General features: G+C 57.3%; 15 protein-coding genes. 6 read left to right on the top strand and 9 right to left on the bottom strand.

The genetic code is table 11. The features are described from left to right. The first annotated feature begins 90 nt into the window (after nt 1–90). From HY2_RS04210 to HY2_RS04230, 5 genes are all read left to right on the top strand, one after another. The gene (locus tag HY2_RS04210) at nt 91–642 is read left to right on the top strand and encodes a hypothetical protein (RefSeq protein WP_034825011.1); all 552 of its coding nucleotides are present in this window, start codon (nt 91–93) and stop codon (nt 640–642) included. Nucleotides 643–645: 3 nt separating this feature from the next. Continuing rightward, nucleotides 646–2,316 carry a zinc ribbon domain-containing protein gene (locus HY2_RS04215; protein WP_034825013.1) on the top strand — a complete coding sequence of 557 codons (1,671 nt, stop codon included), beginning with the start codon at nt 646–648 and terminating at the stop codon, nt 2,314–2,316. 5 nt (nt 2,317–2,321) lie between these two features. Continuing rightward, a complete protein-coding gene (locus HY2_RS04220; RefSeq protein WP_034825014.1) occupies nt 2,322–3,470 on the top strand; it encodes an FHA domain-containing protein in 1,149 nt (382 codons plus the stop codon). After that, nucleotides 3,440–5,023, top strand: a complete 1,584-nt coding sequence (locus HY2_RS04225) for a serine/threonine-protein kinase (RefSeq protein WP_034825016.1) — start codon at nt 3,440–3,442, stop codon at nt 5,021–5,023. Before HY2_RS04220 ends, HY2_RS04225 begins: the two co-directional genes overlap by 31 nt. A gap of 85 nt (nt 5,024–5,108) precedes the next feature. Further along, complete coding sequence (locus tag HY2_RS04230; RefSeq protein ID WP_034825017.1) at nt 5,109–6,056, top strand: C1 family peptidase; 948 nt, start codon at nt 5,109–5,111, stop codon at nt 6,054–6,056. Nucleotides 6,057–6,065: 9 nt separating this feature from the next. On the opposite strand, the gene mdoH is transcribed toward HY2_RS04230, so the two are convergent. The 5 genes from mdoH to HY2_RS04255 all read right to left on the bottom strand — a co-directional run bounded on the left by mdoH (nt 6,066) and on the right by HY2_RS04255 (nt 13,463). After that, nucleotides 6,066–8,261 (bottom strand): glucans biosynthesis glucosyltransferase MdoH, encoded by a 2,196-nt coding sequence (gene mdoH, locus HY2_RS04235; protein ID WP_051594705.1) that lies wholly within the window; start codon nt 8,259–8,261, stop codon nt 6,066–6,068. Further along, a complete protein-coding gene (locus HY2_RS04240; protein ID WP_146617162.1) occupies nt 8,258–9,925 on the bottom strand; it encodes an OpgD/OpgG family glucan biosynthesis protein in 1,668 nt (555 codons plus the stop codon). Before HY2_RS04240 ends, mdoH begins: the two co-directional genes overlap by 4 nt. A gap of 234 nt (nt 9,926–10,159) precedes the next feature. Beyond that, a complete protein-coding gene (gene mmsB / locus HY2_RS04245; protein ID WP_034825019.1) occupies nt 10,160–11,053 on the bottom strand; it encodes a 3-hydroxyisobutyrate dehydrogenase in 894 nt (297 codons plus the stop codon). A 132-nt stretch (nt 11,054–11,185) separates the two neighbouring features. Further along, on the bottom strand, nt 11,186–11,959 hold the full coding sequence (locus HY2_RS04250) for an enoyl-CoA hydratase-related protein (protein WP_034825021.1): 774 nt from the start codon (nt 11,957–11,959) through the stop codon (nt 11,186–11,188). A gap of 7 nt (nt 11,960–11,966) precedes the next feature. Continuing rightward, nucleotides 11,967–13,463, bottom strand: a complete 1,497-nt coding sequence (locus HY2_RS04255) for a CoA-acylating methylmalonate-semialdehyde dehydrogenase (RefSeq protein ID WP_034825022.1) — start codon at nt 13,461–13,463, stop codon at nt 11,967–11,969. 100 nt (nt 13,464–13,563) lie between these two features. Between HY2_RS04255 and HY2_RS04260 the strand changes: the two genes are divergently transcribed. After that, nucleotides 13,564–14,457, top strand: a complete 894-nt coding sequence (locus HY2_RS04260; RefSeq protein WP_034825023.1) for a LysR family transcriptional regulator — start codon at nt 13,564–13,566, stop codon at nt 14,455–14,457. Nucleotides 14,458–14,467: 10 nt separating this feature from the next. Here HY2_RS04260 and HY2_RS04265 read toward each other — a convergent pair whose 3' ends face one another. From HY2_RS04265 to proC, 4 genes are all read right to left on the bottom strand, one after another. Then, entirely contained in the window at nt 14,468–16,633 is a 2,166-nt protein-coding gene (locus tag HY2_RS04265; RefSeq protein WP_081814915.1) for an alpha-glucuronidase family glycosyl hydrolase, read from the bottom strand. Between the two features lie 119 nt (nt 16,634–16,752). Next, nucleotides 16,753–18,315 carry a sodium/proline symporter PutP gene (gene putP, locus HY2_RS04270; protein WP_081814917.1) on the bottom strand — a complete coding sequence of 521 codons (1,563 nt, stop codon included), beginning with the start codon at nt 18,313–18,315 and terminating at the stop codon, nt 16,753–16,755. A gap of 69 nt (nt 18,316–18,384) precedes the next feature. After that, a complete protein-coding gene (locus HY2_RS04275; protein WP_112063286.1) occupies nt 18,385–19,638 on the bottom strand; it encodes a glutamate-5-semialdehyde dehydrogenase in 1,254 nt (417 codons plus the stop codon). Nucleotides 19,639–19,677: 39 nt separating this feature from the next. Next, a complete protein-coding gene (gene proC, locus HY2_RS04280) occupies nt 19,678–20,457 on the bottom strand; it encodes a pyrroline-5-carboxylate reductase (protein ID WP_034825075.1) in 780 nt (259 codons plus the stop codon). Nucleotides 20,458–20,485: the final 28 nt, after the last annotated feature.

A 20,485-nucleotide genomic window follows, 5' to 3' on the forward strand; every position in this document is an offset into this window, starting at 1 on the left:
AGGAGCATTTTCAAAAAATTTTGTCCCCCGTGACCCGTTCGGCGACAGTCTGACGCCTTCCATTACGAGACCGAATTTATGAGGCCCGTGATGCAAGAAACGTTGAACCAAATTCCGCCAGAAGCCTGGCCGTTCATTGACCTGATGTTCAATCTGACCATGGCGGCAGCGGGTATCTGGCTAGGCATCACGGTGTTTGTCCTGTGGCGACGCCATGCCTCAAACCTGACGCCTGTAAACTCTGCCGAGAAGAGCCGGAAGGTCCAGCCTGATTTTCTAAACGTGGATCACAAGGCACGCGCCGAGGCGATCAAGCGTGGGGAGGCCTTTGAGAAAGAGCTCGACGAGCGTGACATTGCCGAAAGGAAGGCCGAGGCCAGACGTCAGCGCGGCAAGGTCGGACTGCTGCAACGTCTGTCAGGCATTGTCGCGCTGATCATGTCGCTCTTCACCATTGTTTCCATTATCTACGGCTCAATTTTCACCGTCACCCGTATGGGCGACATGATGGAAGAATACTCCACCGCAGAGCGCCTGATCGCGATCATCCAGACCCATCCGATCGCATTCTCTGTCTGCGTCATCGTCATTCTCGCACGCATCTACGCCTATTTCGCCAAGCCGGCACAGAAGGAGGGCTGATCCATGGCCTCGAACCCACTTGTCCTCACAGATCCCAACCTGCTGGCGGAATTTGTCCGCGAAAGTGAATTCAAGGCCTTTTTCGAAAAGCGCTTTGCCACACCGCCGGACTTTGCCGCACTTCTCTTCCGCAATGGTGAACTGATCGACACGTTCAAAGGTGCACATTTCTCCGTTGGCGGACTGGCTACCGCCCTTAAAGGTGTCGTCGGAGGATCGACCCATATCGCCATCATGCTGGCAGACTTGAAGCCATTTCAGGTTCAGTTGCCGGTCAAGGCTTTCTCGCGGGACAATGTTGAGATTGCCGGCCTGGCCACGCTGGAACTGCAACTGAACCCCGAAAAGCCATCCAATATTCTGGGCCTGATGGGCGGAGTGACACGCAAGCAGACCGACAAGACCACGGGCGATATGCCCGTAACAGGTCGCAAGGCGTTGTCACGCATTGATGTTCTGGACCGTATCGCACCGCACTTCTCTGATCGCGTGATGGAGGCCATCGTCGGGCGCATGGACGCCGCCGACATTCGCGGCGAGACCGGCCTGCAGGACAAGATTCAAGCCGACATGATGCAGGAAGCCGAACGTGTCGGCGGAGACATAGGCGTGCTGGTGAACGCCGTCTCCGTGCAATGGGCTATGAACGCGGTCGAGCGAGAAGCCTTTAAAAAGGCGCAAATTGAACGCCAGCAAGAGGCCATGGACTATCAGCTGCAATTGCTGAAGCGCGAGGTTGAACGCCAGTCTGATGCCACAGAAGTCAAGCTGAACGCCTCGGTCGACATGGCCAAGATCCAGAGCGCCAGTGAGGACGAACTTGCGCACATGGTTCTGCAAAGCGAGATCAGCTTCATTGATGCCCGTGAGGCCGCCACGCGTCGTCAGGAAATGGAGGCGCTGGCGCATGAGATTGAAGTGCTACGGACCGAGCGCGCCGCAAAGATGGAAAATGACATCGCCGAAGCGAGCCATGTCACCGATCTGACCAATGAGGCCGGACGTCTGCGCGCTTCCGAGCGATCCATCGAGATGTTGGACGCCCAGCATGTGGCCCAGATGAAGAAACTCGGCATCATGACCGATATTGAGCTCCGCGAACGCTCAGAGCGGATGGAAATGGAACTAGCTCGGATTGCCCAGGAGCAGTCGGCCAAGAACCTGCGCTCCATCATGGAAATCGAAGCCGATGCAGCTGACCGGGATATCGACCGTGACATCCGACGTGACAAAAGCACGACAGACAATGAACTCGCCAAGATGCGGGCAGACATGGAAAGCCGCACAGCACAGTTGACTGCGGGCTCTCAAATGACGCCCGAACAAATCCTGGCCATCAATGCCGGCCTCTCCGCAGATGTGGCCGAAGTGCTTAAAGAACAGGCGCGCGCCAAGACCAATAATTCCGAAGACTCCATGCAGATGATGAAAGAGCTCATCAAGGGCGCAACCGAAGAGCGTGAAGCCAGCCGCCAGCATGAGCTGGACATCCTGAAGGCAGGCATGTCTGGCGCCACAGGCGTCGCGCATGGCGCAGGTGGAAAACCCGGCAATAGCAGCGCCATGGAAGGGGCTGAACCCCCGCCGGATAAAGTGGAATGCCCCGAATGCGGACGGGTTCTAGCCGCAAAGGCTAAATTCTGCACCGGCTGTGGCCACAAGATGCGGACCTGATCGAAATGTCGAAGTCGTCCTCCTCCATCTTGCCTGCGCGTTCCCAGAGAGAATGCTGCTACACATCCGCATTGGATGAGGCAGCGACCTTCTGCGCCGAGTGTGGCAAGCCTCTGCTACGCTGCATGGCGACGGAAGAATGCGGAGGCCTGCTGGATGATTCCGGTCTGTGTACGGTCTGTGTTGCGCCGCATATTGAAGTGGATGCCGGAGCGCTGACAGCCGTGAAAGTCGGCGGCGCTGTCAGCCTGCCGGTTTCCATTGCCAATCTTTCCCCCGTTGGACGCCCCCTATTCATAACAGGCCTGTGGAGCCGTGAAGGCACAGGCGATTGGCGGGAAGAAGATCTCGGTTGGGAAAGGTTAAGCACGGGCGAGAGCCGCCCGGCGAGCATCAGTGTAAACCAGATTACCAAACCTGGGGCCCATGGCGTGAAAATTCTCGTCGCCGTAGCCAGTCGCTGGCGTTGGCGGCAGGAATGCTATGCCTTCACAGCTGACCTGAAATTGACTGTCTCGGAAGATCGCACTGAGGCCGCGCCTATCGTGAATATCGGTGGGCAGAGTGCTGGCCATGGCAACACGGTGTATATTTCGGGAAAGACCGAAAAACACGAAGCGCAGATTCGGACCGAAGAGGCCTTGCAATTGCGTATGGTCCGCGCGGAAAAGGATGAAAGGCGGCTGGGCCTGCGCGGTATGGATGCCGACACATGGGTTCCCCGCAACACCGAATTCATATGGGCAGGCTTCGCCCCGGAACATGCGCCCAAGCGGGGACCGATCCTAACATCTGATGGCGTATTGGGTGCCGGCCGCAGCCGGGCGCGGGTCGAAGAAGGGCTGGGGGATGTTCGCCTGCTAGTGACAGATAGTACAGGCACCATTGATGCCGAGGCCAGCAGGCTGCTCTCCCGCCGTCATTTCGAACTCTATGTCGAATGCGACCGTCTGACTCTGCGCGTGACCGGACAGGCCGGCCTGCGTATCAATGGCGAGGCCTATGGCGAAGGCAAAACGATCATTCTGAATGATGGAGACATCATCTCTCCGGTAGTCTCTGCACCTGAAAGCCTGTCCCTGAAAGTTTCATTCAAATCTGACTACGGACGTGTTGGCAGTGTATGCCTGACGCGCTTCTCACACAGCCGGTGACCCTCATGCCTTTATGCCCGAACTGTAAAACCGAGACCACCGCGCAGGACCGTTTCTGTCCGGAATGCGGCACCGTAACGAAACCGACTGCGGCTGACTTCAGCGAGGCCGGAATGATGACTTTGGGCGGGTTGGAAACGATTGATGATGCCACGACCCTATCAAGAACACGCCACCAGCAACAAGCGCTGGAGGCGGGCGAAGTGTTCGCTGACCGTTATATCATCGAAGAAGTCATCGGCCGCGGCGGGATGGGCCTGGTCTATAAGGCCAAAGACAAGGTGTCAGATCAGACGGTTGCGCTGAAGCTGATCCGCAGTGACCGGCTAGGCGGTGAAACGGCTGTGAAGCGCCTTATTAGTGAAGGGGTGACGGCACGCAATGTGCGTCACCCGAATGTTGTGGCTGTCTATGATGTTGGGGACGCGCATGGACAGCCCTATGTGTCGATGGAGTATCTGCAGGGACTATCCCTGCGCGGTTGGCACAGAAAAAAGATACAGGCGCGCGAAGATATTCCCTTGCGCCATGCCGCCCGTATCGTTGCCGAAATACTCGATGGTCTGTCTGCGGCGCATGCCGCGGGTGTGATCCACCGCGATCTGAAACCTGAAAACATCATACTGATGGATGAGCCGACAGATGCAGCCGCCCCCCTCAAGATACTGGATTTTGGCATTGCCCAGGCCACCACAGGTACGCTGGACAGCGGCACAGGCACGGGTATTGGCACGCCCCGCTATATGGCACCTGAACAGATAACCCATGCCAGCAGCGTTGGCCCAGCAGCTGATCTGTATTCCCTATCCGTGTTGTTCTACGAACTGTTGGTGGATGTTCTGCCGCAAGGACATTGGCAGCCCCCCTCTGGTGGACGGTCGGACGTGCCGCCCGGTATCGACAAGCTGATCGAACGCGGCCTTTCCAACCGTCCAGCCAGCCGCCCTCAAAGCGCAGCAGAGTACCGCAAGGAACTCGTAGAGGCAGTCAATCTGGGATATGTACCGCGCAAGAAAACTCGCGACACGCCGGGAGACGTCACTCACGACAAGAGCGGCCTGATCAAAATCATTTCACTGGCCACACTCGGCCTGGTGGGACTGGTCGTAATGATTGCGGGAATCGCGGCGATACTGGAACCGACGGAGCCACCGCCTCCGATCGGGCCATGCGACGGTCTGACAGGCAGCGCCTATCAAGCCTGCATAGATCCGGAGGAGCCCGTAAATCCGGTCAACAGATATCAATCCCTGAACGGACAATGGAATGATGGCATTGGCAGCATCTATTCCATGCGAGTCGATAATGATGGCTCTTTCTCAGGCACTGGCACAAGCACGGATGGCTACTCCCTGCAGCTATCAGGTCGATTGAATGGTGTGAATGGATCCTACACCCTCACGGCCCCTGCGATCAGCGTATCCCTGAATGGACGGCTGCTGTGGGACCGCGGCTGCCACATCAACTTTCAGACGTTCGATGCGTACAACAATCTTGTCAGTCAGGGACAGATGCATGTGAACCATCAGCCTGGTGGGCCATGCCCTTCATAAAAACACGCATTCTAACAAACACAGGTCTTCTAGGGCGCAACGCCTCTGGACCAGCCATACAGATCTAATATGGAAGGAACACGACATGTCCGGTCACACATCAGACTACAGCCTGCACGGATGCATCTTCGAAACAAAGCCATCACCGGCCCCTACCCTGTCCGCTCCAAAGCTGAACTTACCGGATCGTATTGATCTGAGGGCCCTCTGCTCCCCCGTCGAGAACCAGCAGCGCACCAATTCCTGTGTTGCCAACGCCGTAGTGGGCGCATTGGAGTTTCATCAAAACAAAAACAAAATGCCTTTGACGGACCTATCACGCCTGTTCATTTATTATAATGCTCGATCGCTTTCCAAAAGTGAGCAACAGGATAGTGGCAGCTACATCCATCACGGCATGGCCGCCGTTCTGGCTTTCGGAGCCTGTGAAGCACGTATGTGGCCTTTTCAGGAAGCCATGGTGACCACGCAGCCCACGGAAGCCTGTTATAATAATGCCCGGAATTATGATGCCGTACAGTATGCCCGCACACCGCGCGGCGTGCCTGCCCTCACTGCGTTGTCGCAAGGCTTACCGGTTGTCTTTGGAATGTTCGCACCGGGAGATTACTACAAGGTCGCCAGCGAGACAGGACGCATGCCCCGACCCGACCAAATTGCAACAAACAAGCCCCCTTCCGGACATGCCATGCTGATCGTCGGCTATGATCTGACAGACCGCTGCTATCTCGTCCGCAACAGCTGGAGCGCCAGCTGGGCCGAGGGCGGTTATTTCTGGATTCCTTTCGAAACTATGGACGCTTGGTCCCAGGAAGAGGACTTCTGGACGATTGGTGCGATTGAGCAAACCTCTGGTTTCTCACTTATGGGCCCCAGCATTTCTGAAAGCATGACATCTGTCGGCGTCACAGAAGACCTGGTACAGTCCACGAGCCAGGGCGTCAGCGCCCTGCGGATGGGATTACGCCAACAGCTGAATGAAGGCTTGGAGGCCGCCAAGAGAGACTTCCGAAACCGGTTGAGAGGCAAGTAATTACTCAGACTAGGAGCGACCACGCCTTGCGCCGCTGGGCTGAGGCGGTCGGGCAGGTGTGCGCCGAGTGGCCAAGAATCTCTCGAAACTGGTAGAGTCCCCGACAACCCGTCCAGCAACGGAGAACCGGAAACTAATACTTTCCATATCCTGACTTGAGTTCAGCACGGCCATCAACTCTGCCCGCGTGATGGCTTTCATATAATCTTCCAGCGACAGTACGCGCGCTGCCTTTGCCCGCGCTATGGCCAATGGCGTATGCACTTCATAGCGCTGCAGGGGCCAGTAAGGGTCAATCAGCTGCTTGCGTTTCTTTTGTTTTCTCCGATCCCTCAGTAGAGAAACGATATCCGTCTTGGGAAGCGTGGCAAAGGTCGCACTTTCTGCCTTGGAAAGCTGAACACTCTCCGGCGTGTTTATTTCAACAGGAGTTACCAAGAGGCCTTTGAGATGTGCCGCTCGCCCAACGCTTTCCTTGGCGGTCCAATAAGACAATGGGGCACTGAGCAACATGCCGATTGTCGCAGGCGCCAACCACGCGGCATAGATGGGGGAAATAGCAATCGCCGAAACCGTAAGCACTAGTCCCAACAGGGTTGCCGGTGCATTATGGCGCAGTGTCGTGAGAAAGCCATAGCCGCCCTGGCTGCGCTCCTGCGGAGACCAGCCAGTGTCTTTGCCCCGGAAGACATTGATCACCGCTCCAGTCTGCGTCGCCATCAGGATTGGAGCAATCAGCACAGAGATGAACGTTTCGGTCAGAGTGCCCATGAAGGTTCGGGTTACACCTACCGTCTTGCGCCAACGGCTGGAAACAAGACCATAAATCAGGGCATATATCTTGGGCGCGAACAACAGCCCCATTGTCGCCAGGAACAACGTCAAGGCGCGCTCTGAGTCAATCACAGGCCAAGTGGGAAACAGAGAGGCCCCATCACTGAAATAGTTCGGGCGCATGAAACTGTTCTGAAGGGACAGCATCATGCCCAGCGTGATGAAGATGAGCCAGAGCGGTGAAGCCAGATAAGAGAAGATGCCGGTAATGAGGTGAAAGCGGTTCGTCCAGCTGAGGCCAGCCGTCTTGAGCAGTACGGCCATATGCTGCATGTTGCCCTGACACCAACGCCGGTCACGCTTGACCAGTTCGATGATTGTTGGTGGGCCCTGCTCATAGGAACCGCCTATTTCCGGGCGGATTTCCACATTCCATCCAGCACGCCGCAGGAAGGCCGCCTCGACAAAATCGTGACTGAGGATGGTGCCACCAAAGGGCGCCTTACCGGGAATATCAGGAAGACCGGCCGCCTCGGCAAGTGCTGACACGCGAATGATCGCATTGTGTCCCCAGAAATTGCCTTCATTCTGCGCCCACCAGGCCATGCCACCGCCAAGGATGGGACCATAAAGCGCAGAGGCAAATTGCTGGCAACGCGCAAACAATGTCGTGCCGCCGACGAGTTGTGGAATGGTCTGGATAAGCGCGGTGTGGGGAGCACGCTCCATCTCCTTCACCAGACGGACAATCGTGTCTCGCTCCATATAGCTATCAGCATCAAACACGATCATATAATCATAGCGACCGCCCCAGCGCATGACGAAATCACGGACATTACCGGATTTGCGGTGATGGTTGATCGTGCGGCGGCGATACCGCACTGCCACCTCATGCCCGGCTGTTCTCAGAAGTTCCGTATAGGCCGCCTCTTCCGCCAACGCTATTTCAGGGTCTGTCGTGTCGCTGAGAATGAAGCACTCATAAATGCCTGGCGACTCTTTCAGCATACGGGCCGTGGCAGACACCGTCGCAAAGACATGCTCAACGGATTCGTTATATATCGGAAAAGCGATCACGGTACGCACATTATGAATACATATATCAGGCTCTTCCCCGCCCCCCCTGAATTCCGAAGACAGGGCGCCAACAAAGCCGATCGTTGCATTGATGAATGCGAAGCAAATCCAGCTGATATTGATAACGAAGACAACCAGCAGCACCCATTCCAGCAGGGTCATCTCCGATGCCGCCAGAACCTCGTACATTTCCCGCGTCGCCCACAAGGTGAGCAGCATGGAAGAGAAGAAGACAAACAATTTGCGCCAGCGATAAGATGGAGTTTCAGCCTTGCGCCTGCCTTCCTGCGCCTTGAAAGCCTGATTTGGCATGGTCAGGGGGAATTCAGTCGGTCGAGGGCGCAGATCCGTCATTTCGCTCTCCAACGATAAAGCCATGTTTCGGTTAGTGGGGTTTCTCCCTTGTGCACAACGGTCCGTAGTTCCGCCATGCTGGCGCTACCAGGGTCCAGCTCAAAGCTTAGACGATACCGATCATCACCGGGATGCTTGCGGAGGGTCGGGTTCAAAATTTCACCGGCAGATGTCGTTATTTCCATTTCCGCGTCATCAAAATACTCCGATGGAGACTCATCATAATCCAGAATAAACAGATAGCGTTTCTCGCCAGGTTTTTTTCCTGCACGGGTTTCGGAAACCGAGACAACTTGCGGCATGACCGAAGGCTTCAGGCCCCAATTCATAGTGTAGGAAATCGTCTTGGCCTCTCCGGCCCGCCAGCTGTTCTTTGGTCGCCAGAAGACCGCAATATTGTCATTGTACTCATTGACGGTGGGAATTTCCACCAGCATCAGCTGGCCTTCTCCCCATTCTCCAGTCGGCTCAATCCATACATCTGGACGCTGATGATAGCCCGCCTCCAAATCGGAGAAATCATCGAACTTCCTGTGACGCTGCAACAGGCCAAACCCTTTTGGCTGGTCCTCGGTCAACACAGACACTTCAAGCTCTGCCGGGTTGAGCAAGGGCCGCCAGGCCCATTCGCCATTAGCCATATGGACGGCCAGCCCTTCTGAATCATGCACAGCTGGGCGGTAATCCGTGGCCTGCTTGACCACATCATGCGGCGAGAAATAATACATCGACGTCAGAGGCGAGAGCCCGACACGCTGGATTTCCTTGCGAGGGAAAAACGTCGCCTCTACATCCATGCGGGTTGTCTGGCCAGTGGTAACGAGGAACCTGAATGCGCCGGTCACGCTTGGGCTGTCCATCAGGGCGAACATTTCCACCTGATCATCTGCCGTGTCCGGATGGACGATCCAGAACTCCTTGAAGAAAGGGAACTCCTCGCCTTCCGGAGAGGCCGTGCCCAGGCCAAGCCCACGGGCCGATGCGCCATAAACATTTCCCGCCCCAAGCGCCCTGAAAAAGCTGGCCCCCTTGAAGCTCAGAACCTCATCAAATTTACCTGAGCGGTTGATCGGCGCCAGCAAGCGCACACCGGCAAAGCCAAGCGTTTGGCGTGTATGCTTGGAAAGAGGCAGATCCTTGAAGTCAAACAGATCGGGATCGTAAGCCTTGGGCGTTACGTCCGCCCCATTCACCAGATTGATCTTTACTTCATGATTGAAAAGATAGCCGCGCGGATCGAACAGAAAGCGATACCGGCCTTTGTCTTCCGGCCATCCCATATCGGATTCGGCAGGCAGGATTCTTCGATACTGGTCATAATTCATCGCCTTCGCATCATCCGGCACGGCGGGCGAAGGCTGGAATTCGGAAGCAGCCAGCCGCCGGGCTTGGTCAACAATATCCGACATTCCAAACTCGCGGCCCTGCATGACGACCTCAGGCTGCTGCGGCGATGGGGCTGGCGCATCAATCTGTTGCGGTACAGACTCTGCATCGAGATTGTAGAGCACAGAGCGCTGATCCACCCCCTCATCGGCCATGTTCGGTGACACAGCCTCTGCTTCCTCACTTGTTTCTGCTTCAAGCACCGCAGGCTGCGCATCAGCCTCTGCCATCGTCGTGTTTTGCTGCGGCTCGGAACACGCCGCCAGCAACGCGGCCACGCTCACCGCAAGAGTTCCCCCCGCCCGACAAAAATACCGTCCGTCCAAAACGCACCTCACTGGTGATTAGCGCCAAGCACATTCCACACCCGGTATGCTGCAGCGCAATACATACAAGTCCGCTTCCAATGCATAAGTATTGGAATGGTTGCAAAGCGAGCCGTTACGGAGGGGATTGGACGTTTGCTAGGCGTCCCTCAGACCAGGTTCAAAAGCGTGTTGTGGGGGTATTTGCTAATCCAGCTGGCGCTTGATGTCTTTCATCACACCGGAAAAATCAAGGTCGCCATATCCTCTAGAGTCCAGATCTTCATAGATTTTTTCGGCCATCTCGCCGAGCATGATATCTGCCCCCGCGGCTTTGGCGGCACCTGCAGCCAGATGAAGATCTTTTAACATCATTGCGACAGCAAAACCCGGCTTGTAGTCGCGGTTTGATGGCGCCGTCGGCACCGGTCCGGGGGCCGGACAATAGCTCGTCATGCTCCAGCATTGGCCGGAGGCAGTAGATGAAATATCGTAAAAAGTCTGCGCATCCAGGCCCAGCTTTTCCGCCAGATTGAACGCTTCGCACGTGCCAATCATCGAGATGCCGAGAAGCATGTTGTTGGCAATCTTTGCTGCCTGGCCATTCCCGCTACCGCCAGCATGGAAGATGTTCTTCCCCATGGCGTCGAGGATAGGCTTTGCCGTCGCGAAGGCCTCGTCCGGGCCACCGACCATGAATGTCAGCGTACCGGCATCCGCCGCAGCTGTGCCACCGGAGACCGGCGCATCCACCATTGGGAAGCCTGCCGCCTCGGCCTTCGAAGCCGCTTCGCGTGCATCCTCAACAGAGATGGTCGAACAATCGAGGAACAACGTGCCCGGTGCGGTATGGGAGGCGACGCCATCATCGCCGAAATAAACAGACAATACATGCTTGCCCGCAGGCAGCATGGAGACAATCACGTCCGCGCCACTCACCGCGTCGACCAGGGTCGCAGCGGGCTTTGCGCCCTGCTGCGCTGCCGCTTTCACGGCGTCAGTGTTCAAGTCGAACGCGCTGACGTCATGCCCCGCCTTGCACAGATTGGCACACATGCCAGAGCCCATGTTTCCAAGCCCGATGAATGCGATCTTTGTCATGTTTTCCTCCCTTTGGCCCTTCAAAAAGCGCTCATGCTGAGCGAAGTCGAAGCATGTGGCGCGGGCCCGGCAAAACCTGGCGCGCAACCGGAACCCATGCTTGGACTTCGCTGAGGATGAGTTCCTTAGGCATTATTTATCCTTGAAGTCTGCGGCGCGCTTTTCGACAAAGGCGCTCATGCCTTCCTTCTGGTCGGCGGTGCCGAAGAGGCCCTGAAACAAACGGCGCTCAAACTTCACGCCCTCGGCGGTGGAGACCTCCAGCGCCCGCCCCACCATTTCCTTCGCCGCCATCAGCGACGGGATGGAGTAGTCGGCGATTTCCTTCGCCGCGCCCATGGCCGTGTCCATCAGCGCATCATGCTCCACCACGCGGGACACAAGCCCGATCCGGTCGGCTTCAGCAGCGTCGATCATACGACCGGTCAGCACCATGTCCATCGCCTTCGCCTTGCCGACGGCTTTCGTCAGGCGGATGGAACCGCCCATTCCCGGCGTTACGCCCAACTTGATTTCCGGCTGGCCAAACTTTGCCTTTTCGGACGCAATGATCATGTCGCACATCATGGCCAGTTCACATCCGCCGCCGAGTGCGAAGCCGTTCACCGCCGCGATCACCGGCTTGCGGCACGCCGCGAACCGGTCCCACTGGCCGAAGAAATCATCGACATACATGTCGGAAAAGCTCTGCGGCTGCATCTCCTTGATGTCGGCACCCGCCGCAAAGGCCCGACCTTCCCCCGTCAACACACTTACCGCGATATCCGGATTGCGGTCGATCTCGGCGAAGACATGCGCCACCTCACGCATGACCTGCTGGTTCAGCGCATTGAGGCTCTCCGGTCGGTTGATCGTGACCAGCGCAATGCGAGCATTATGTTCGAATGTGATTGTTTCGTAGCTCATGAAATCCCTATCCCATCGTCGGAATGATGAAGGCCTGATCGCCAATATCGCCTTCGGGCCAGCGCTGGGTGATCGTCTTGATCTTCGTCCAGAACCGCACGCCTTCCGGGCCATGCTGGTTCGTATCGCCAAAGGCCGAGCGCTTCCAGCCCCCGAACGTATGATAGGAGACCGGCACCGGGATCGGCACGTTGACGCCCACCATGCCGACATTCACCTGCGCCGCGAACTCGCGCGCCGCCCGGCCATTGCTCGTGAAGATAGCAACGCCATTGCCGTATTGGTGGTTGCTGGGCAGTGCGACGGCCTCTTCCAGTGTCTCGGCGCGCACCACCTGCAGCACCGGGCCAAAGATCTCTTCCTTGTAGGATTGCATCTGCGGCGTGACATTGTCGAACAGGTTCGGACCAATGAAGTAGCCGCCCTCATTGCCTTGCAGGCTCAGGCCGCGGCCATCCAGCACCAGGTCTGCGCCCTCATCGACGCCCATCTGGATATAGCTTTCGACCTTTGCCTTGTGCGCGGCGGACACGACCGGGCCGTAATGCGCTTCAGGATCTGTTGAGACGCCGACCTTCAGATTGCGCGCAGCATCCACCATACGCTCAACAAACTCGTCGCCCGTCTTCTTGCCGACCGTTACCGCCACAGGCAGCGCCATGCAGCGCTCGCCCGCCGAGCCATAGGCCGCGCCGACGATGTCTTTCACAGCCTGTTCCATGTTGGCATCCGGCAGGATGATGCCGTGGTTCTTCGCCCCGCCCATGGCTTGCACACGCTTGCCGTGTGCCGTGCCGGTGGCATAGACATATTGTGCGATATCAGACGACCCAACGAAGCTGATGGCCTTGATCTCCGGATGCTTCAGAATGGCATCAACGACCACCTTGTCGCCATTCACCACATTCAGCACGCCTTCCGGCGCACCGGCTTCCAGCAGCAGCTCAGCCAAGCGCACCGGCACCGAAGGGTCCTTCTCCGATGGCTTCAGGATGAAGGTGTTGCCGCACGCGATCGCCACCGCCGACATCCAGCAGGGGATCATGGCAGGGAAGTTGAATGGCGTGATACCGGCCACGACGCCCAGCGGCTGGCGCAGAGAATAGACGTCGATGCCGGGGCCTGCGCCCTCGGTATACTCGCCCTTCTGCAGGTGCGGGATACCGCAAGCGAACTCCACCACGTCGATGCCGCGCTGTACGTCACCCTTGGAGTCGGCCACCACCTTGCCATGCTCGGAGGAGAGCATTTCGGCCAGTTCGTTGACGTTCGCTTCCAGCAGGCGCTTGAACTCGAACATCACGCGGGCACGACGCTGCGGGTTCATCATCGCCCAAGCCGGGAATGCTTCTGCAGCATTTGCCACCGCGTCGCCGAGTTCCGCATCGGTCGCCAGCGAAACGCGGGCCTGAACCTCTCCGGTATTCGGATTATAGATATCGCCGAATCGGCCAGATGTGCCTGCAACAGACTTTCCACCAATGAAGTGATGCACTTCGCGCATAGGTCGCTCCCTTTCATTTTGACGAAAGCCTACAGCGCGCGTAAATTCAGGTAAATGGACAATATCGCAGTTAATGGCTGCATATTCGCAGGTAAACTAAATGAATTGGGATGATCTTCGCCTTTTGCTGGATGTCAGCCGTCACCCGCGCCTGGCTGATGTCGCCACGCGCACAGGCCTCGACGCGACAACGATCAGCCGTAGACTGAAACGGCTGGAAACGGATCTTGGCCTCGAACTGTTCGAACGCACGCCAAAGGGACATGTGCTGACACCAGCCGGGCTCGCTGTTGCAAACAAGGCTGAAGGCCTGGAGCATAGCGCTTCAGAGATTGTCGCCATGTCCGATCATGAAGGGCCGCTGGCTGCAGGCCGGGTCAGGCTGGGTGTGACGGAAGGGCTGGGCAGTCTGCTGATCGCGCCCGCCATGGCAGACTTCGCGGCACAGCATCCGCATATTGGCCTCGACATCATCGCCGTCTCAGGCTTTGTCAGCGTGCCGAAGCGCGAAGCGGACATGTCCATCATGCTAACCCGTCCAAAGGCGGGCCGCGTCAAGGTTCGCAAGATGTCGGATTATATCCTGCAGCTATACGCTCATCCGGATTACCTCGCGCGCAGCCGACCTGTTGAACGGGTGAGCGATCTCACCGAGCATGACCTGATCGGCTATGTGGACGATTTGATATATTCGGCCCAGCTGCGCTATCATGAAGACATTGCGCCCGGCCTGACGCCACGCTTCTGCAGCCCTTCCATCGTCGCCCAATGGCAGATGGCACGCGAAGGCGCAGGCATTGCCGTGCTGCCGCATTTCATCGCGGTACGTGACCCGCACCTCGTTCGTGTACTGCCGGAAGCCGTGCGTATCGAACGCGCCTTCTGGCTGGCTGTGCACGAAGATGTTCACGGCACCGCGCGCGTGCGCGCCGTGAACACTTTTCTGGATGGTCTGTTCGCCTCATCCGCTGAGCGTCTGATCGGAACGGCCTGACAGGCTGGCGCTACTCGCCTTGCCCCGGCGCATTCGGGAAAGAGAGGCTCTTGTAATAGTCCAGATCATGCGGCGGTGGGGCTTCACCCGCCGGCAAGGGCAACTGGTTGATGCTCTGCCAGTAAGCGATGGAAGCATCGCGCCACCATTGCGCCTCTTCATGCTGGATATTCAGATAGTCCGTCACCTGATTGAAACGTTCGGAATCAATCTCTCCCTTCAGGCTTGCCCATTCGGACTGCATCTCTGCAACGGTCGTGATACCACGCGCATAATGCGCCACAAGGGACTGCCACAGCGTGCTTCCATCCTGCATCTCATAATCCCATGGCACATGATGGAACCAAAGCAGCAGACTATCCGGCACCGTCTCAAGGCTCGCCCATTCTTGCGCGACCGGTCCGGCATATTGGTCTACAGCGTCAGAGCCCGTCTCGGTACGGTCAAAGCCGATACCGCCCCTGGTGGCCTTGTGATAATAATAGGGTGTCCAGTCCGCACGGCCAAGATCGTCCACCCACGGCGCGGGCCCGTAATGATGACCCGTGCCCATCAGATGAGTCAGGCCCAGCGGGGTCATATAATCGACAACCGCCTCACGGGATTTCATCATCATGTCCGTGATCTCATCCACAACTTCCGGCTTGCGGCTGAAGGTCTGCTTTACCCATTCGCGGGCAATATCTTCTGCCGATGCGTCAGGGTTCCAGGCGAGACGGCCAAATGCATACCAGTTGGCCTGATCAAAGATGGAACCTGCCCAGTTGCGATCCGTGCCGATATTTGAAACGCCCGCCATGCCCGTATAGGCGTAATCATACGTCTCGCCATCGACCACAGAGGCGACCGTCGTGCCATCACCTTTGGTCTTTGTGTCAGCGGCGAGCACCTCCTCCCACAGCGTACCGAGATAGGCGAGGTGCGTGGAGAAGCCGAGATATTCCTTGGTGATTTGCAGCTCGATCATAAGCGGCGTTTCCGGCATGGCGCCGAACAGCGGATGGAAAGGCTCGCGCGGTTGGAAATCCAGCGGACCATTCTTTACCTGAACCAGAACATTCTCCGCAAACTGACCGTCCAGCGGCACGAATTCGGTATAGGCCTGCCTCACCCTGTCCTCCGGCTCTTCCGCGGAGTAGACAAAAGCACGCCACATCACGACACCCCCATGCGGGGCAACCGCTTTAGCCAGCATATTGGCACCTTCGGCATGGCTGCGGCCATAATCCTGCGGACCGGGCTGGCCTTCAGAATTTGCCTTGACGAGAAAGCCTCCAAAATCAGGCACATAGTCATAGATCTCGTCCGTCTTGGCCTGCCACCAAGTCTGCACAGCTGGATCGAGCGGGTCCGCCGTGGCCAGCCCGTCCAGCTCAATTGGCGCAGAAAAGCGCGCAGTCAGATATACTTTGATGCCATAGGGCCGCAGCACATCAGCAATCGCGGCAACTTTTTCAAGATAGTGCGGAGTCAGCACCGTGGCATCAGAGTTCACATTGGTTAGCGAGGTGCCATTGATGCCAATCGAGGCGTTGGCACGCGCATAGTCCGTATAGCGCGGATCGACATAACCTGGCAGGCGGTGCCAGTCCCAGATCGACTGGCCGGAATAGCCGCGCTCCACATGACGGTCGAGATTGTCCCAGTGGTTCAGCAGGCGCAGCTGTGTCTTCGGCCGGGAAATGACATCCAGATCCGCGATGGCTTCACCGGATGACATCCGGCGCAGATAGTCGAACACGCCATACAGCACGCCAATATCAGACTGCGCCGCGATCAGGGTAACAGGCTTTCCATTGATGAGCGTGGACTGAAGGACATAGCCTTCCGTCCCGACCTCATCAGCATTCGGCAACGTGCCGTTCGGCAGTGTCGCACCGCAAGCCTCACTGGTCAGCACCAGCGCATGACGGCTGATCCTGTCGCCCTGTTTCAGCGGCGTACCAAGTATGGACGCACTGGCGCGTAAGATTTCGGAAAGCGCTGCGTCCAGAGTGGGCGACAGATCAGAACAGGCCGCAACAACGCTCCGGGGGGCACTCTTGGGGACCTGCTCCAGTTTTTCATAACGGAGCCAAAGTTCGTATCCGTCTTCCGCGACAGCTTGCTGGAAAAGACTGGAGGCGAGCAGGCAGAATGCTGCTGCGATGTGTGTGATAAAATTTTTCAACCCGATGACCTGATAGCTAAGAGGGGGGAGAATTCTGTGTCCTCCACCCCAAATGTTTGCGTTATCATTATGTAACGCCTTAGCTATCGCCTGTCACGGCCTCCGCTCGAAAGCGGAGGCCCACTCTACTGGTTTTCGGCCATATGGGTCGACATGTCGTCAAAGCGGTCTGCAACATGCGGCTTCACGTTCCGGCCAAATTTGCTGACCAGGTAAGCAGCCAGACCAGACAGGATAAAGCCCGGGATCATCGCATAGACGATGGATTCCAGCGGCTGCGCACCCTCTTCACCCGGAACCAGCGGCACATATAGCCAGACCAGCACGGTCACCGCGCCCACAATCATGCCTGCGAGTGCACCGTCCCGCGTCAGGTGACGCCAGAACAGGCTGAGCAGGATGATCGGACCGAAGGCAGAGCCGAAGCCTGCCCAGGCATTGGACACCAGGTCCAGAATGTTGCTGTTCGGATTGAAGGCAAGCGCGATCGCCACGAGGCTAACCACAACGGTCGCAATCCGGCCAATCATGACGAGTTCGGTTTGTGAGGCTTCACGGCGGAAGAAGGTCTTGTAGACGTCTTCTGTGATCGAGCTGGAAGAGACAAGCAGCTGAGACGAAATCGTACTCATGATCGCCGCCAAGATCGCCGCCAGCAGGAAGCCGGAAACCAGCGGGTGGAAGACAATCTGCGACAGCAGAATGAAGATCGCTTCGGAATCCGTCAGGTCTGCGCCAAGATCATGCTGGTTTACATAGGCAACGCCGACTGCGCCAACGAACACGGCACCGATAACCGTTACGAGCATCCAGCTCATCCCGATAATACGGGCGGTTTTGATATCCTTGAGGGAGCGGATCGCCATGAAGCGCACAATGATGTGCGGCTGGCCAAAATAGCCAAGCCCCCAGGCCAGCAGGGAGATCAGCCCCAGGAAGGTCATGCCCTCTGGCCACATTTCGAAGAAGTGATCGCGGGTTGGTCCCACCGCGCCACTGACAGAGTCAATATAGGGCGGAGATTGCAGGATCGCCTCTTCCATGCCGCTCCAGCCGCCGACCACGAAGAATGCAATCACCGGCACGACGATAAGCGCGAGGAACATGATGCAGCCCTGGACAAAGTCCGTCAGGCTGACAGCCAGGAAGCCGCCAACTACGGTATAGGCAAGCACAACGCCGGCCGTCACGAATAGGCCGAGTTGGTAGTTGAGCCCGAAGGCCGATTCAAACAGCTTGCCGCCCGCCACGATGCCGGAGGACGTATAGACCGTGAAGAATATGATGATGACCAGCGCAGAGATGGTGCGCAGAGCATGCGAGGAGTCGTGGAAGCGTTTCTCGAAAAAGTCCGGAATGGTAATCGAGTCATCGGCGAGTTCAGTATAGACCCTGAGGCGCGGCGCCACGAACCGATAGTTCAGATAGGCACCAATAGTGAGGCCAACCGCGATCCATGCTGCTGAGAAGCCGCTGACATAAACGGCCCCAGGAAGCCCCATTAGCATCCAGCCACTCATGTCAGAGGCGCCCGCAGACAATGCCCCTACAGCCGGGTGCAGGTTGCGCCCGCCCAGCATGTATTCAGACACATCGCTTGTAGACTCTTTGTACGCATAGAGCCCGATAAGCATCATCAGGACAAAATACGCGCCAAGGGAAATCATTTCCGGAAGGCTGATCGTCATGTTGTTCTCGCTATCCTCGTAAATTTCAAGAAAGGCGCCGCTGCTACACGGCGCCTGTACCAAATGTCTCTACGGTCGCGTTTGCCCCGCCCCGTGTACCAGATATTTAAAACTCGTCAGCTGCTCCAAGCCAACAGGGCCTCGAGCATGCATTTTGCCCGTGGCAATGCCAATTTCTGCACCCATTCCGAATTCTCCGCCATCAGAAAACTGTGTGGAGGCATTGTGCATGACCACGGCGCTGTCGATGCTGGTCATGAAACGGCGCGCAGCATCCTTGTCTTCGGTCAGGATCGCATCGGTGTGGCCGGAGGAATTCTTGCTGACAAAGCCGATCGCCTCGTCCAGACCGTCCACCAGTTTCACGGATGCGATGGCGTCGAGATACTCTGTTGACCAATCCTCATCAGAGGCTTCGGCGAGGCGTGGTTCAATTTCGCGGGCCTCAGCATCTCCGCGCAGCTCGCATCCTTCCATAACGTCGACCAGTCTTGGCAGCACGTCCTTCGCAATGGCACGGTCAACCACGATGCTCTCAGTTGCGCCGCAAACACCGGTCCGGCGCAGCTTCGCATTCCGCACCACGTCAAGTGCCTTGTCGATATCGGCCTCGGCATGAATGTAGGAATGGCAATTGCCATCCAGGTGCAGCAGGGTTGGCACCTTGGCCTCATCGCGCACCAGTTCGACCAGGCCACGCCCGCCGCGCGGGATGACCAGGTCGACATAATCAACGGCATGGAGCAGCGCTTTCACGGCACCGCGGTCTGTTGTCTCTACCGTCTGCACGGCTTTTCCCGGCAGACCAGCCGACTTGAGGCCTTTTTGCATGCACTTGACGATGACGCGCGTGGAATTGCCACTCTCCGATCCGCCGCGTAGAATCACGGCGTTGCCGGACTTAAGACAAAGCGCACTGGCGTCCGCACCGACATTCGGGCGGGACTCGTAAATCATGCCGATCACGCCAATCGGCACAGCTACACGCTCAATCTTCAAGCCATTCGGTCGGTCTGTGGTGGAGAGGAGCCGACCGACGGGGTCAGGCAGCTCCGCAATTTGCTCAATTGCGGAGGCAATGCCCTCGACACGTTCATCTGTCAGCTTGAGGCGGTCAATGAATGAGTCCGGCCGGGAATCTCCGACACTGGCAACATCTTCGGCATTCGCCTTCAGCAGCTCAGGCTTGGCCTCTCTCAAGGCTGTAGCCGCAGCTCGCAAGGCCTCATTCTTTTGATCTGTCGTGGCCGTCATAAGGGCCTTTGCAGCAGATTGTGCATCCGAGCCAAGCCCGGCGATATAGGCGGTTAAACGGGAGTCCAATGTGGTCACGTTTTGTCCTTTACTTGATTGTAGGGGCCCTCAGCGCAGCTCCACAGCGCGCTTGTAAGCAGCCTCCGTTGTTGCTTTCAGAAGCTTGGTCAGGGATCCGTCACCATTCAGCGCTTTCAGGCCGGCTTCAGTCGTGCCGTTCTTGCTGGTCACGGAATTGCGCAGATTTTCCGGATCGTCACCGGTTTCCAGAACCATCTGGATAGAGCCATTCAAGGTGCCCATGACGAGATCACGCGCCTGCTCAGCCGAGAAACCAAGCTCCTGCGCGGCTTCGATGTAGGCGCGCGCGATTTCGAATACATAACCTGGGCCACTTCCAGCGACTGCTGTAACGCGGTCAAGCATGTCTTCCTCGCCGACCCAAACGGCTGTGCCAGCAGCTTCCATCAGCTCCTGGACAGCAGATTTGTGGGCATCGCCAGCATCTTCACTGGCATATAGGCCCGCAACACCTGCACCAATTGCAGAAGGAAGGTTCGGCATAATGCGGACGACAGGAAATCCCGGCAGCGCTTTTTTCAGACGCTGAACCGAGCATCCTGCAGCGATGGAAGCGATCGCTCCATCCGAGGCAAGTACATTCTTATAGGCAGGCAGGATTTCGTCGATCATTTGCGGCTTTATCGCCACGATCAGCAGATCAAACTGCTCATCTCCAATATCTTCGACCTTCTTCAGGAGGCGCGCTCCCTCAGGCTGTTGATCCAAAAACGGATCCACAATGGTGAACTCAGCCTCTACAGCCTTTACCCATTGCGTCAGAAGGGCACCGCCCATTTTTCCACAACCCAGAAGAAGTATCTTCATGCTCAGCCTTTCCATGTTTGCCTGACTC

Source organism: Hyphomonas pacifica, assembly GCF_000682675.1.
Taxonomy (GTDB): domain Bacteria; phylum Pseudomonadota; class Alphaproteobacteria; order Caulobacterales; family Hyphomonadaceae; genus Hyphomonas; species Hyphomonas pacifica.

Bases quoted from the DNA above. Each gene is read 5' to 3' on its own strand.
- HY2_RS04230 (WP_034825017.1), top strand. From the start codon at position 5,109: ATGTCCGGTCACACATCAGACTACAGCCTGCACGGATGCATCTTCGAA.
- HY2_RS04225 (WP_034825016.1), top strand. From the start codon at position 3,440: ATGCCTGACGCGCTTCTCACACAGCCGGTGACCCTCATGCCTTTATGC.
- HY2_RS04220 (WP_034825014.1), top strand. From the start codon at position 2,322: ATGTCGAAGTCGTCCTCCTCCATCTTGCCTGCGCGTTCCCAGAGAGAA.
- putP (WP_081814917.1), bottom strand. From the start codon at position 18,315: ATGACGATCAGCCTTCCGGAAATGATTTCCCTTGGCGCGTATTTTGTC.
- HY2_RS04255 (WP_034825022.1), bottom strand. From the start codon at position 13,463: ATGCGCGAAGTGCATCACTTCATTGGTGGAAAGTCTGTTGCAGGCACA.
- HY2_RS04250 (WP_034825021.1), bottom strand. From the start codon at position 11,959: ATGAGCTACGAAACAATCACATTCGAACATAATGCTCGCATTGCGCTG.
- HY2_RS04260 (WP_034825023.1), top strand. From the start codon at position 13,564: ATGAATTGGGATGATCTTCGCCTTTTGCTGGATGTCAGCCGTCACCCG.
- HY2_RS04210 (WP_034825011.1), top strand. From the start codon at position 91: ATGCAAGAAACGTTGAACCAAATTCCGCCAGAAGCCTGGCCGTTCATT.
- HY2_RS04215 (WP_034825013.1), top strand. From the start codon at position 646: ATGGCCTCGAACCCACTTGTCCTCACAGATCCCAACCTGCTGGCGGAA.
- mmsB (WP_034825019.1), bottom strand. From the start codon at position 11,053: ATGACAAAGATCGCATTCATCGGGCTTGGAAACATGGGCTCTGGCATG.
- mdoH (WP_051594705.1), bottom strand. From the start codon at position 8,261: ATGACGGATCTGCGCCCTCGACCGACTGAATTCCCCCTGACCATGCCA.
- proC (WP_034825075.1), bottom strand. From the start codon at position 20,457: ATGAAGATACTTCTTCTGGGTTGTGGAAAAATGGGCGGTGCCCTTCTG.